11 protein-coding genes are annotated in these 14309 nt (G+C 46.8%); 3 read left to right on the forward strand and 8 right to left on the reverse strand.

Annotated features, from left to right (window positions below; translation table 11 throughout):
* Positions 1–53 precede the first annotated feature (53 nt).
* From M0Q51_03730 to M0Q51_03745, 4 genes are all read right to left on the reverse strand, one after another.
* Positions 54–1364: a (Fe-S)-binding protein gene (locus M0Q51_03730; protein MCK9399095.1), complete on the reverse strand. Its 1311-nt coding sequence runs from the start codon at positions 1362–1364 to the stop codon at positions 54–56.
* Between the two features lie 5 nt (positions 1365–1369).
* The gene (locus tag M0Q51_03735; protein ID MCK9399096.1) at positions 1370–2032 is read right to left on the reverse strand and encodes a hypothetical protein; all 663 of its coding nucleotides are present in this window, start codon (positions 2030–2032) and stop codon (positions 1370–1372) included.
* Between the two features lie 6 nt (positions 2033–2038).
* A complete protein-coding gene (locus M0Q51_03740; protein MCK9399097.1) occupies positions 2039–2356 on the reverse strand; it encodes a TusE/DsrC/DsvC family sulfur relay protein in 318 nt (105 codons plus the stop codon).
* 66 nt (positions 2357–2422) lie between these two features.
* On the reverse strand, positions 2423–2668 hold the full coding sequence (locus M0Q51_03745) for a hypothetical protein (protein MCK9399098.1): 246 nt from the start codon (positions 2666–2668) through the stop codon (positions 2423–2425).
* A 111-nt stretch (positions 2669–2779) separates the two neighbouring features.
* Between M0Q51_03745 and M0Q51_03750 the strand changes: the two genes are divergently transcribed.
* Genes M0Q51_03750 through M0Q51_03760 form a run of 3 tightly spaced genes read left to right on the forward strand, consistent with a single transcriptional unit; the run spans position 2780 to position 6243 of the window.
* Complete coding sequence (locus M0Q51_03750; protein ID MCK9399099.1) at positions 2780–3973, forward strand: DUF1214 domain-containing protein; 1194 nt, start codon at positions 2780–2782, stop codon at positions 3971–3973.
* Positions 3960–5231, forward strand: a complete 1272-nt coding sequence (locus M0Q51_03755) for a sulfotransferase (GenBank protein ID MCK9399100.1) — start codon at positions 3960–3962, stop codon at positions 5229–5231. The genes M0Q51_03750 and M0Q51_03755 overlap by 14 nt, the downstream gene beginning before the upstream one ends.
* Entirely contained in the window at positions 5215–6243 is a 1029-nt protein-coding gene (locus M0Q51_03760) for an SDR family NAD(P)-dependent oxidoreductase (GenBank protein ID MCK9399101.1), read from the forward strand. The genes M0Q51_03755 and M0Q51_03760 overlap by 17 nt, the downstream gene beginning before the upstream one ends.
* A gap of 28 nt (positions 6244–6271) precedes the next feature.
* Here M0Q51_03760 and M0Q51_03765 read toward each other — a convergent pair whose 3' ends face one another.
* The 4 genes from M0Q51_03765 to M0Q51_03780 form a co-directional block, all read right to left on the reverse strand.
* The gene (locus M0Q51_03765) at positions 6272–7213 is read right to left on the reverse strand and encodes a DUF362 domain-containing protein (protein ID MCK9399102.1); all 942 of its coding nucleotides are present in this window, start codon (positions 7211–7213) and stop codon (positions 6272–6274) included.
* Positions 7214–7519: 306 nt separating this feature from the next.
* The gene (locus M0Q51_03770) at positions 7520–11308 is read right to left on the reverse strand and encodes a PKD domain-containing protein (GenBank protein MCK9399103.1); all 3789 of its coding nucleotides are present in this window, start codon (positions 11306–11308) and stop codon (positions 7520–7522) included.
* Positions 11309–11457: 149 nt separating this feature from the next.
* A complete protein-coding gene (locus M0Q51_03775) occupies positions 11458–13077 on the reverse strand; it encodes a glycosyltransferase family 39 protein (protein ID MCK9399104.1) in 1620 nt (539 codons plus the stop codon).
* A gap of 81 nt (positions 13078–13158) precedes the next feature.
* Positions 13159–14190 (reverse strand): NAD-dependent epimerase/dehydratase family protein, encoded by a 1032-nt coding sequence (locus M0Q51_03780; GenBank protein ID MCK9399105.1) that lies wholly within the window; start codon positions 14188–14190, stop codon positions 13159–13161.
* Positions 14191–14309 lie beyond the last annotated feature (119 nt).

Raw genomic sequence — 14309 nt, forward strand, 5'->3', positions numbered from 1 at the left:
GCCTGAATAGTTTGTTTTGGTTAGCTGGATATTTATTAAAATCTAATAGTAAGTTATTGACTAACAGGGTTTTCTAAAACAAGTGCCTCGGCAACTATTTCAGCAACGGTCATGATTTTGACGCCAAGCTTATAGGCTGCATTCGTCTGAATAAGCTGGTCGACGCAATTATGGCAGGGTGTACATACGATGTCAGCCGCTGTATTTCTGATCTGTTCGGCTTTCAAACCGGCGATTTTCATCCGCCGTTCGTTGTATTCACTCATGGCAAGTTGTCCTCCTCCACCGCCGCAGCAAAGGTTGTCGGCACCATGGGGCGTCATTTCCACAAAATCACTGACCGCATGCCGCAGAATGTAGCGTTGTTCTTCAATTACCCCGCCGGTTCTCACCAGGTTGCAGGGATCATGAAGCGTGACTTTACCTTTTATCTTTGTGGGATCGACCTTGATCCGCCCTTCCCTGATATATTCTGCAATCAATTCACCGCAGGTCAGAACCTCAAAAGGGAAAGTCTTTTTAAGATAATTCGGCGCTTCCCATCGGAAAACCCTGTAACCATGGCCACACTCAGCCATGACACACCGGCTGGCTTTCATGTGGTCAACTTCATCGTACATCCTCTGCGCTAATATCCCGGCTTCATCCATATTACCGGAAAAATACGCATAATTGGTCACATCATACATCCGGGAGGAAAGGGTCCAGCTTTCACCGGCGGCATAGAATATTTTTGCCATTGCCGATATGGATAGCGGAAAAAACTTGGGTTCCCTCGGGTTCAACGTGTACATGATTTTTTTACCGGGTCCATCAATTGGAATGGAGGCCTGCACATCATTCACCTCAAGGCGCAAATCTTCTTCAAGCCATTTTATCGTATCCATTAATTCTTCTTTTGGGATAGACATATTGTTTCCGCTCCGGATAGCAGAATCAACGGTTGATTGCAAAGTTTCGGGCACGTAACCCATGTTGGCCAGCATGGCACGCCCGGTCCGAACCAGGTAACCGATATCAACGCCGATAGAACAATGTACCGTACACCGGTCGCACATGGTGCAGGCGCCATACAACAGGTCTACCATTTCCCGGATAGTTTCATCATCGAGATCCCTTGCCCCGGTAAGCCAGGGAACGGTTTTGCCGGTCAGGGTATGGTAACGCCGGTAAATGGAAGATACAAGGTCGACTTTTTTAGCCGGAATATAGCGGGAATCCTGGTAAATATTGTAATAGATGCAACTTTCGGCACAAAGCCCGCAGTGGACACAACTGTTGAGATGAGTCAGCAGCTTGCTGCTGCTGTCTGATTCAAAGACTTCCAGTCCTTTTTTCTTTTGATCTTCGGTTAATTCTCCCATAGAAGTCAATTTTTCACATTACCTGGTGGCCAGACGCCACGCCATCCGAAGAAGATGCCAAGGTGATAACGGGCAGCGAAAAAATAAACTGTATGCCTGAGTTTGCCAATGGGGATGTAAAGCATCAGGATTGTAAAGATAAGATAATAGGATGGTAAGACGATAGGAAGATGATAAGACGGTAAGACTGTAAGAACAAGTAGGACGGCGATTGTAGTAAACTGAAATATGGTGACCAGGAAGTTTGAAATAAAATCATCCGGGTTCGACAATGCCCTTAGCTCTTTTCTGATAACCCTTTTAAACAGGATAGCGGTGCCGCTCAGAGCCGAGATGCATAAAAACGCCATGATAACATTGGCAATCCATCCTTCCGGAACCAGGCCGGATATAAAAAAGAAAAACAGCAGCAGGGAAAGAAATGTGCCCATATGATAGAACAATCCGGCGGTATAAGTAGGGAGATGAAGAAAGGCTGATTCTTTCCTTGCAGGGCTCATGGCGCCGGTAAAAGCATAGCGAACTGCTTTCCCGGTTTTACCTGCCGGACGGGAATAATCAACCGGTTTCCCCAGGCGCAGCAGCCTGATAAAATGCACCAGGCAGGCAGTCAGGCAAATCCCAAGTGCGGCCAGTGCCATCCATTGATACCATTGCAGGGCCATCATTGCAGGTTAAACGCAGCCATCAGGTTTTGGGAGACCGGCAACCCGGCAGGCACCCCGGGCAGGGCCTAATGGGAATAACTCGTAAACTTCCCTGAGCCGAAGACCTGTTTCCTGGCAAATAGTCCGGATCATGGGCGCCATGCCTTTTTCTTCATAATTACGGCGGATGATATTCACAATAGCCCAATGATTGTCAGTCATTTCTGTAATCCCGTCGTACCTGGCAATCAAAATAGCTACCTCGCGATTCCATGTCTCCGGATGTGCCAGGAAACCATCACCATCTACCTCAAATAATCTTCCTTCAATTTCCATTGTCGGCATAACTATATAAGTTTTGAGTTTTGAGTTTTAAGTTTTGAGTTAGGTAGCTTTCTTATAAATTCAAGATTATTTTTGTTTTTCCTCATCTTCGTACCGATCCGCTACCTCGTCTTCGGTAATATCAGAATCCGGTAAAACAAAATCCGGGCAGATCCAGAGTGCTTTCCTGGTAATGTATCGTTTACATTTTTTCCAGGTTTCTTCCTCAAGACACCAGGAAGAAATATATTGCTCTTTCTTCTCGCTATCCGGCACTACAACATCAGTTTGGACGAGCCGGCAACCTCCGTAATTTGGGCATATCTTGCTCATGATCTAATTAAAAGCAAGGCCGAAATTACTAAAAAACAATCAATATGTGACATTGTTTCTATCTTTACCCGCCATTCAGGCACCTTGCAATGATAACGAATTCTTTTCAGAATGAGAAAATTGCTGTTCGCATTTTTGAAGATCCTGAAAAAAACCAGGCAGTTCAGGCTAAAGCTGACCGGCAAGACCGAGAATGATATCCATGTTCAGCGCATCGTTTCAGGTAAAGCATGGGATGAATTTTGCGACCAGTTGAAACTGGCCGGCGCCAGTCTGGAATTCCCGTGCACCCCCCGGGATTCGTTCCAGCAGGCAGAAGGCGTGCGTTACCTTACCCGTCTGACCCGCGCAGGCCTGGAAGCTTTCGTGGAATACAACGACCCGGCCTTCCCTGTCCTCCGGCGTATAGTCCATGAAACGGTTAAAATGGGCGCGGATAATCCGGATAATATCTACCTCAACGCCCAGATCAGCGGTCAGTATGAATACCGGCTCACAGGCAAGCGCAATACGATCGATTACATCGGGTTCTTTACCCGGAACGGCAATTACGGCTCCACCGGCGGCCTTGCCCCATGCGGAAAACTTGAAAACAACCAGCTTTCCTGTGAACCTGACGGCAGTTTTGAGATCATCCTTAGCAAAACCCCCAAAGGGAAGAATTGGTTAAAGATCGAAGATGAAACCTCGTTGGTCATGGTCAGGCAGACTTTCCTGGACAGGGCATCAGAAATCCCGGCAGAAGTGTCGATCTCTAACCTCGACGGGCGAAAAGCACCGGATCCTGTCACACCGGCACAGATCGATGAAGGGTTGAAAACAGCCTCCATGTTCGTTGCGGGGGCATCGCTTCTCTTTGCCCGCTGGGCCAAAGGATTTCAGCAGCATACCAACAGGCTTCCACAGTTTGACCCGGCAATCTCAAACGCAGCCGGCGGTGATGAAAGCATTATCTATTATCATAGCCACTGGAAACTGGCACCAGGGGAAGCCCTGATTATAGAAGTTGATCCCCCAGATTGTGAAACCTGGAATTTTCAACTGAACAATTACTGGATGGAATCGCTTGATTACCGGTATTTCAATATTTGTATCAACAAAGCCAGTGCCTGTTATGAAAAGGATGGCACCCTGAGGGTGATCGTATCGCATACCGATCCGGGGCATCTCAACTGGATAGAAACCTGCGGGCATACTGAAGGTACGATGTGCTGGCGCTGGTACCGGTTAAAAGCTAGTGCCGAGCCGGTTGAACCCTCCTGCAGGGTTGTAAAACTTAACGATCTAAAAAGTGAAAAACGATAAAATCATCAAATCTTCTCACTATGGCCACCGGCCATGGTGGTTCAAGGCAGTGAACCGGGTTTGGAAATCTACCTATCTGCTGGGGACTCAGTCGGACCTGGGTAAAGACAGCCTGATCCACGCAGCAAGGAAAGTCACGGGCCTGCATAATTTCGGCAAAGATTTCTTTGATGAACCGCTCGACAGGTTGCTTTTTTCGATCCGGGAAGAAGCGGGACTCCATCCCATCGGTAACTTTATCACCCGCCAACGGATGATCAACCTGTTGTGTGTCCGGCTGCGGGCTGAGGAATTATTCCGCCGTTATCCGGCCATCCTGGAACAGCCGTTGCTGCCTGCCTGGGTGATCCTGGGACTGCAACGGACCGGTACCACCAAACTCCACCGGCTCCTGGCGGCTGATGAGAACCACCGCGTCCTGCTTAGCTGGGAAGCGATCAACCCGGTGCCCCTGGGTGACCATGATGGGAAACCGGATAAGAGAATTGCTATTGCCCGCACCTCCGAAAATGCCCTCCGCCTCATGGCGCCTGGCTTTTTCGCGATCCACCCGGTGGAACACCACGCCCCTGAAGAGGATATTCTTCTGCTGGATGCCACTTTCCTCAGCACGACCCCTGAAGCCACTATGAATGTCCCTTCCTATGCCGCCTGGCTTGAGCAAACGGATCAAAGCCCTGCTTATGCTTATATGGTCAAGCTGCTGAAACTCTTGCAGTGGCAAAGGCCCGGGCAAAGATGGATCCTCAAATCCCCTCACCACCTTGAGTTCATCGACCTGATCGACCGCCATTTCGATGAGGTTCATTTCCTGTGGACCCATCGTGAAGTGACGGAGTGTATCCCCTCTTTTATCAGCATGGCGGCCCATTCCAGGGTGATCTTCAGTGATCAGGCCGATGGAAACGCCATTGCCCGGCATTGGATCCGTAAAACAGGCTATATGCTTCAGAAAGGACTGGATTACCGCAATACTAACCAACACAAGCATCAATTTACCGACATCTTTTACAATGATTTAAAAGATACCTCCGCTAAGGTCCTTACCAGGATTTATCAGCTTGACGGGGGAATGACGCCGGAATTGCTATCGCGCTTTGAAAAGGCGGAACGTGAAAACCCAATGAGAAAATACGGGATCCATGATTACCAGTTGCAGGATTTTGGGGTCGATTTAAGCGATATCGAAAATCAAACAAAACCTTACCGGGAATTTATTGCCTCCATTCAAAAAGTAACGTATGACCCGGAATTATAAAAATCCTGCCAGTGCCACGCTGGAGGGAATAAGGGCCGTTTTTGCCAGGCAGGAAAAAGTAGGATCTTTGAAAGACACCGACCGGCTGGAAGGAAAAACCGTACTGATCGACGGGGCCAGTTCGGGATTGGGGTTTGCCGTTACGGTGCAACTGGCTGGAAGAGGCGCCAGGGTTATCATGGCCTGCCGGAGCGGGATACCGGGAAAAGGGGAAGAGGTGAAGAGGAGAACAGGGAATCAGAATATTGAGATGGTCCAGGTGGATTATTCAGATATAGCCTCCATTCAGAAGTTCATCGGGAAGGTTAAGGAAAAATATTCCCCGCTGGACATCGTGATCAGCAACGCAGCGATGGTTCCAAGCCAGAGCCGTAAGACACCGCAAGGGCTTGAGGAGATGTTCATGGTGAACTATCTTTCCAAATTTATGATGATAAACGGATTATTAGAAAAAGATTGTTTCAGGAAAGATGGGAAAGAAAACCCCAGGATCGTGTTTATTTCCTCTGAAAGTCACCGTTATCCGCCTGCCTTCGACTGGGGCTCTTTCGGGGTTTACAAATCCTACGGGATGAAAAAAACGGTGGAATATTACGGTTACTACAAATTACTCCTTACGACCTTTGCGTATGAGCTTTCCCGCAGGTTGCAGGCGGATGGCCGGCGGCCGGTTTCCGTTTTCTCCCTTTGCCCCGGGCCGGTGAATTCAGGAATCGCCAGGGAAGCGCCTGCTTTCATTCAACCACTGATGAAGCTGATCTTTGCCATGTTTTTCGCGTCCCCCGGGAAAGCCGCTGAACCGGTAGTTTACCTGGCGTCTTCCAATGATTTAGAAGGCAAACCTTTTGATTACCTTTTTAAAATGTCGCGGAAAGAAATTGATGAAAAGGCGTCGGACCCTGATAATGGGAAAAAACTATGGAAGATGTCGGATAAGCTGATTAATAATCTTTCTTCTTCTGACCTGTCAGGTACTGCGCACGCCGACAGGTCAATTAATACTAAAATCTGACGGTGTCAAAGACCCGTCAGCGTTATCATTACAATTCCAGCAATTTTACTTTCTCAGGGTTTATCTCTCCCAGCCCGTGCTCGTACGCACGCTTGCAAGTCAGGATATCGTCCGGGAAAAATCCGATCAGACTGGCTGAATATACATCCATGGCTACAGGATCTTTCCCGGCAAGGATCTTGCCGGGCCTGACCGTTTCCCCAGGACCGGCAGGGCCATTGTTCAGTGCACATTCGTTAGCATCCACTATGCAAAGATCAGGTTTGCGGATAAGGTTGAGGTCAGCGATACATTGTGCTAAATATTCATGTTGATCGTAAGTGTAATCGCCTTCAGGGGAATGCATATTCCGGTTGGTATCATGAGACGAAACGCCCATCATTCCCTTGAGGTTCCCTGAGTAGATAACTCCAGCATGATGTTTAGCAACAGGAACACTGATAAAAACATCTGTTTCTTTAAATTCCCTGTAGATTTTCGCTTTTTTAAGCGAGACCCCTTCCGGAATTTCCACTTCAATAAGGTCACTACCGTAACGAATACGCTGGATGACCGATTTAAGCTTTTCGAAAAGCAGGCCTCTTTCCCAATATGCCTGTGAAGCCGGCTTAAAGCAGACAATTTCCTTTGCTCCAGCCTGGAGGCATAGATTTGCCAGGCTTAATACCACATCCGGTTGTGTATAAAACCCGGGATTCTTCCAGGGGGAATTCACCAGTAATCCTACGGTCTGGCCTGAACGTACAAACTGGCCTATACCTCCCAGCGGCTCCAATAACCTGGACATGCTTTCTTCCGGATTAGCTCCTGAAATTGTCACAATATCAGGTATTTCACCACCTGAAGGTGATCTATAGTGCAGCGGCCGGTTCATTGAAAATCCTGATCCGGTAATTTGCCTGGGCAAAAGGACTGCCCCACCGGCCATTAAACCGGTCTTTAAAAAATCACGACGTTTTATCTTGCTCATTTGGTATTGATTAAAAATGGAATACGCATTAAAATTAAATACTTTTTTACTGAAAGTCAAATCATTATTAAAGATTTTTCAGTCACCAATATTTTGTTAAACCAATGTTAATTAATAAGCTATCAGCTAATTCATCTAGTATATTTGACCTCTTTTAATTAATAACCATCGAAAGATGGCCATGATGCTGTCATCGAAACAAACTTTACAAAATGGGCATTTCTGGATGAAGATGAGCTTTCAGAGATCATCCCTGAGCTCGGCGGTAAATAAATAATCGCCAAATATTCAGACCTGTCAGTGTTTTTATTTGACGACCGTAATCATTCCTTCATAGACTTTTTTAGCGTCCCTGAAGTTTTTCCCAAAAATCCGGAAAACATAAGTGTCAGGTGTAACGATATTACCGTTCATGTCTTTCCCGTCCCAGACACAATCAGGATTTGTGATCTGTGAGTCATAGACGAGTTGACCCCAGCGGCTGTAAATAATGATCCTGAAGACATCGATGACGTCGCCGGTAGTCCCGCCTACGGAAAAACAGTCGTTCAGGCCATCGTTGTTAGGAGAAAAAGCGTTGGGGACAAAAATTTCAATATCCTCCATAATTCCAACCTCGAGGGTATCGTGGTCCCAGCAGCCATGCTCGGTTTCAGTGTACATGATCACCATATAGTTGCCCGGGGCGCCGTAAGTATGCCTGGGGCTTCCTTCACCCGAGGCGGTGGCCCCGTCTCCGAAATTCCAGTCAATGATGCTCCAGGGAAGTGAACTCTCATCCGTGAACCTGATCGTCGGGTTATCAATCGTGGCGGCCTGCGGGTCGGCACTAAAGTCGGCTACAGGCACTTCGTAGACTTCAACTATACCAAATACTGTGAGCGTGTTCACGCAACCGGTGGCGTTGGTCACTGTCAGGGTCACATCGTACTGCCCCGGGTTTTCGTAGAGATGGGTCGGGTTCGCTTGCGTTTCTGTGCTTCCATCGCCGAATTCCCAGACATAGGATGGATTTTCAAGGTTTGATGATCCATTGTTGAATGATACTTCGACAGGCTGGCAGCCGGAGGAATTTGAGGCTGTAAATGCTGCCAGCGGATCAGGATGAACAGTAAACTGAAGGTAGAAAGTTTCTACGCAACCCGTTTCGGAGATAGTGACCTGGATATTTTTCGTACCCGGTGTGCTCCAGATCACATTTGGCTGCGTCGATGCACTGGTAGGTGGGACGCCGTCGGCCAGGATCCAGGCATAGGTGGCTCCCGGTAAAGGCGCGATAATAGGCTGAAAGTTAAGCTGGACAGGCTTATTAGTACAGGAAGATCCCGGATAGGCAATGATATTGCCGGCAATACGAGGCCTGACATTGACCAGGACGGTTGTAGAATCATAACAGCCATTATTATCCATGATCTTGCATTGGTAGGTAGTTGTCTCCTCCGGGGTTACCACCGGTGAGGCACTGTTTTGCTGGCCGGCCAGGGAAGCATCGGGTGGACTGGCTGTCCAGTAATAAGTAATAATACTGACCGGGCCGCTCGTAGCGCTCAGCTGAGCCGGGTAATCAATGCAAACGGATGATAAATCTGTAAAAGCCTGGACCTGGGAATAAGGATACACGTTAACCGTGAAATTCAATGTATCATAGCACCCATGAATATTAAAGGCGATGACCCTGACCTGGTGGACGCCTGCATCAGTGAGCGAAAGAGAGATCGTTTGTCCTAATGCCGAAAAGCTTAGCCCGCCGTCATCAAACCACTTCCACTCCCATCCGTCATAGGCATTAAGTTCCTTGAGACTAAAAGGCACATTAGGACAAACATTGAAATCATTGGCATTATTAAGCCTGACTGCACAGATCAACTGCGACACTTCAAAGGTAAAGCAGGTATCTGCCTGTTCACCGCAATCATTAATGATCGAAACGCAGATAGTATGAAAGCCGGCTGAAATCGGCGTATAATTGAGCACCTGTGTATTACCACCAAGAACGGGGCCTCCCAGACTGCCGTAATGCCACTGGTAAGACTGCGCCCCGCTGCATATAAGCTGGATCGTTTCACCCAGGCAGATAAGGGGCACGCCGGTTATTTCCACGACAGGGAAGAAAGTTGCATTGACCTGGTCCTGGTTAGTGTTCCCGCATTCATCCGTCACCACACATGTAAACACAATGGTATTCGGAGCATATTGGCCATAATCAGCCCAGGTTACGGTATAGATAGAATCGTAGCCAACGGGGTTTCCCTGGAAATACCAAATCGTTGTAAAATTCCTTCCCACATTGGTACTCTGTACTTTTATATCTGACTGCCCGTTCTGGCATAACTGGAAATCGGAACTGGCCTGCACCTCAAGCTGGCTGTAAATGATGACCGTATCTTTACCGGGCAGATAGCCGGGCTTCCCGGTGCACCGGTCGGTAATGGTACAATAAATATAATCGGGACTGTCGGAAATGGGCGTTGTAAACTGCTCCCCGGCGCCGAACTGGGGTACGGCGGGATGCGTCCATGCATAATAATATGGCGGGATCCCACCCTGAAGAATATCAGTAATAGTAACTGTCACATCATTGCCGCAGTAGTATATATTTGAAGGTATTGGTCCGTATGTTTTATGCGTATTGAGATAAGGATTATAATCCTTTACCTTAGCCTTGATAAGACCGGAATAGCCAGCATTACCTGTGCTCCAGCCTGTATCTGCCATTGGCACATCGCAGGGATCCATCTGGTATCGGATAGACCACTTTTCAATCCCGTTCGTCCCTTCATTGATATTGTCATCGATGGCTGAAATTAAGTACGTCACTTCCATCACTGAATCCGGGATCATTATCAGGGAGTCCTGCACCAATGGTGGTGTGAAGGTATATTCTAAAGATGAGGCGTTATCAATTCTCATGCGAATGAATAAAGTATCCTGCGGCAGTACGTTGGTTTTAACGGTAATGATCATATTTGAGCATCCGCCTTCCACCAGGCTGGTATCACCTGCAAAATCAGGATTATCGACTACACCTTCCACGGTCCATTCCAGGCCGTAACCGCTCATCAGGCTGAATGCCTTGAGAAATACCGCGGAATTTATTTGGTGAGAAAGGTTGTAACCCTGGATAACTATACCATTAGGGTAATCTGCTACTCCTATTTTAATCCAGTAAGGCCGGCATGGCTGAATATCTTCGGGAGATAGACTGAATGGACGAATATCATAGGGTACTGTCGCACCATCGAAGATGAAACTCTTTTCAGGATTATAATTAGGTACATAGTTACCGGAGTACGGAAATGTGTGGTTAAGGAATTTGACCGAAATGGGAATGTAAGGAGGTGAACCCAGCACTCCTCTTACAGAAGCGATATTATTAGGACTCATATTACTTGGAGTCTTTTTAACCAGGATAGCCATAAAATCGCTCGCTGCTGCGCCCGTAAGGTCTATATCGGCGACTGGTGGCGGTGGTGGAAAAAGTGGATTAGATTGCCATAAATATTCCTCGGAAGCAAAAACATACTTTAAGTGGATAGAATTATAATAAGGCTTGAACTTGAACGTGATGATGGAAGGATCAACGGCCGTATCGGGTTTCATATCTCCAACAATTATTCCAACCATATAATCCATATCATCGTCCTGCAGGTACTCTGTCGGCGGTATCCCAGGTCCCCCTGGAATATAATAAGTCCCAAGGCTATCATGCGCAGGAATAGCTTGTGCACCAGTTTTATTATATCCGTTGTCCACAATAGTAGTGGTCTTTACATATCCGTTAGAGATAATAAGACCATCAGAAAATCCTATATCTGCACCTTGCCTGAAAAGGCCCACTCCTTTGGAATTGCCAATATATTCGGGATTTGAGAGCTGTCCTCCGCCAAAAAATAGAGTATCTTTGATGTATTTTATGATGTCATCCATGAATGTTGAATCCGGAACCGAAGAGTTCACATCCATGTATCTATAAATATCCAAATCCTGGGTGAACTGGGGATAAACCATTGTTGGCAGCAAAACAATCATAACCGCTGTGATAAGCTTTCTGGTCATGCTTACCGGGTTATAACCTTGTGGATTTCTAAAGTTCATCTTATTAGTTGTTTTCAGAGTAATGAAACGAACCTGTAAAGTTAGGTAATCTTTCAGAAAAAGTGTTGATTATATTAGAATAAATATTTTGATACGATTTATTTGTTTCTAACCTGAAGGGGTCCGCCAAAGGAGGGCCCGTTTGTACTTTACTTAAACTCAACCAGGTAAACCGGCACCTGCCAGGCCGGGTCTATCTTCTTTACAAGTAAATAATCCTCATTTTTTATATGTTCCTTCTGGGCTAGAAATAAAGCACCCGGAATTTTTTCCATGCTCACCGTGATGATCTTTCCTCTTGCGGTCGAGAGATAATAGGTAAAGATTTCATTGTTGTAACGGTAGCGAAAATAAGGATCCGGCTTGTATTCCGGGTTCCAATAGACATAAAGCGGCTTCCCTGCTGTCTCCATAGCAAGTTCGGCAGCCAGTTTCTTGGTTGCCACAACCGGGTGGGTTTTTTCCCAGGAGGGAATGATAGAAAAGTTGAACGCAATTCGCATCACCAACACGGCTATTGCAAGCCATAACAAACGGTTCAACGCCTGCTTCCAGTAGAAATAGCTTATCAATGCAAGCGCCAGTAGCGTCAAAACGGATACCCAGGCTATATAGGGCAGGTCGAGGGTGAGTGGATGAAAGATAAAGACTATTCCTGCCAAACCGATAGCTGCTATAAATCCACCGGAAATATAATCGACCCAAAGATGAATCTTAAAACGGTTTTCAAAGGAATTGTAATAAAGGGCGATAAGGATCGTCATCATTAAAGGAACCAGCATCAGGATATAACGGGGATAAGCTTCGGGCGATGTCCAGTAAGGAATGATATTGAAAATAAACAAGAGGAAAAGGTACCAGAGGAAACTGTTCTTCCGGATGAATTTCAGGCTCCCTTTCCGGAAAAACAGGATAACCATGACCGACCAGGGAAGAAAATGGTAGATGTTTTCAAAAGGATAGGTTAACAGGTGGAGCAAAGCCTTCCAGATCCCAAACCTGACCACAGTCCGCCGGGTCACTTCACCGGTCAGTACCTCGAAAACCTGGTCTGGTTCTATGGCGTTACGTGCAAAGTACAACAGGTAATACCCCCCGACAATGAGCAATAACAGGGCAATCCCCAGGAAATGACGCCAGTTGAACAGGATCCTGAATTGTTTTCCCTGGATGAAAAGGACAAGCAGTGTGACAGCCACAAAAAACAGGCTGGGAATGCCTTTGAGCAGATACGAAACAGCCGTGATAGCATAAGCGGTAAGAAACAGGGCGAGGTATTTCTTCTTCCTGAAAAAATACCAGGATAGCATAAAGAAAATATAAGTCAGCCAGGAGAAGGTGACATCAATCAGCCCATGCAAGGATTCGTAAAAGATGATCCTCCCGTAAGTAATGAAAGCCAGGGCGTTGACCAGGGCAATGCGGTTGCCGAATTCCTTCCGGGTGAAAATAAAAATCGTGGCCGCGAAGAAAATAATTGAGAGGATCACGGGAAGACGGATCACGGTCTCGGACCAACTTCCTGTTACCTGGAAGAAAAAGGCAAGTATCCAGTTGAATAACGGGGGTTTCATGAGGTATAGCTCTCCGCCGATGGTCGGGGTAATGTAATCCCCGGTCTGGATCATTTCGAAAGCGACAATAGCACGGATGGCTTCATCCCTGATCAACTGGACAAGGTTGAGGTTGACCAGGTATGCCGGGAAAAAAAGCACGCCTGCCAGTATCAGGAAAAATATCAGGGTCCTATTTGATTGATTGTTAATCATTAATTTTGTTTGCCGACCTGTCAGGTGCTACACACGCTGACAGGTCACCCGATTATCAAACCTGACGGTGTCGAAGACCCGTCAGCGTTTGGACTGTAGGATCTGTCTTCCAAATTCCTTATACCATGAAACAAACATTTTAAGGCCATCTTCAATGCTGGTTTTAGGCTTAAACCCCGTGTACTTTTCAAGCAAATCCGTATTGGCAAAGGTAGAAAGCACATCTCCCGGTTGCATTGGTTTCATCAGTTTAACCGCCTTTTTACCTAAATACCCTTCGATGATTTCTATGAACCTCAGCAGGTTGACAGGTTCAGAATGACCAATATTGAAGAGCCGGTATGGTATTTCACCCTCCGGAATTATTTCAGTAACCCCGGTCAGTCCTTCAATAATATCGTCGATATAGGTAAAATCTCTTTCAAGGTTTCCATAGTTAAAAACTTCGATAGGCTTGCCTTCATCGATAGCCCGCGTAAATTTGAAATAAGCCATATCAGGCCTTCCCCACGGTCCGTAAACCGTGAAAAACCTCAGCCCGGTCACCGGCAGCGCGAAAGCCGAGCTGTAAGTATGGGCCATCAGTTCATTGGCTTTTTTTGTCGCTGCATACAGGCTGATCGGGTGGTCCACGAAATCACTTTCTTCAGAAGGCTGCTTCGGGTTATTACCATATACGCTGGAACTGCTGGCATAGACCAGATGGCTGACTTTCTGCCGGCGGCAGCCTTCGAGGATATTGATAAATGCTTCGATGTTGCTGTCGATGTAAACATAAGGATCGGCAAAACTATGCCTGGCCCCGGGCTGGGCCGCAAGATTGATCACAATGTCGAACTGGATACCTGAAAAAAGTTCAGCCGTTTTCTGCCGGTCCTTCAGGTCAAGTTTAATGAATGTGTACTCAGGAATGGTACGGCTTGTGACCGGCTTCATTTCTGCGATTTCTGTTTTATTGATACCACTTTCATTCAGCCTGGCAATCTTCAGCCTGGGGTCGTAATAATCATTCAGGTTATCGATCCCTGTCACAGCATATCCCTTAGCAGCCAGTTTTAAAACGGCATGGTACCCGATAAATCCTGCAGCGCCGGTGAGAAGAATGCTTTTCATGGATAGGTTTGCAAGGTTACTAAACTTTGGGCCTTACAGGACAAAAGTAAGGATTTTTAGTTTCAAACGCTGCCAGGTCTGCGACGCTGGCAGGTTTGAATGATAATTTCTATCAAACC

The organism is Bacteroidales bacterium (genome assembly GCA_023229505.1).
GTDB lineage: Bacteria > Bacteroidota > Bacteroidia > Bacteroidales > JAGOPY01 > JAGOPY01.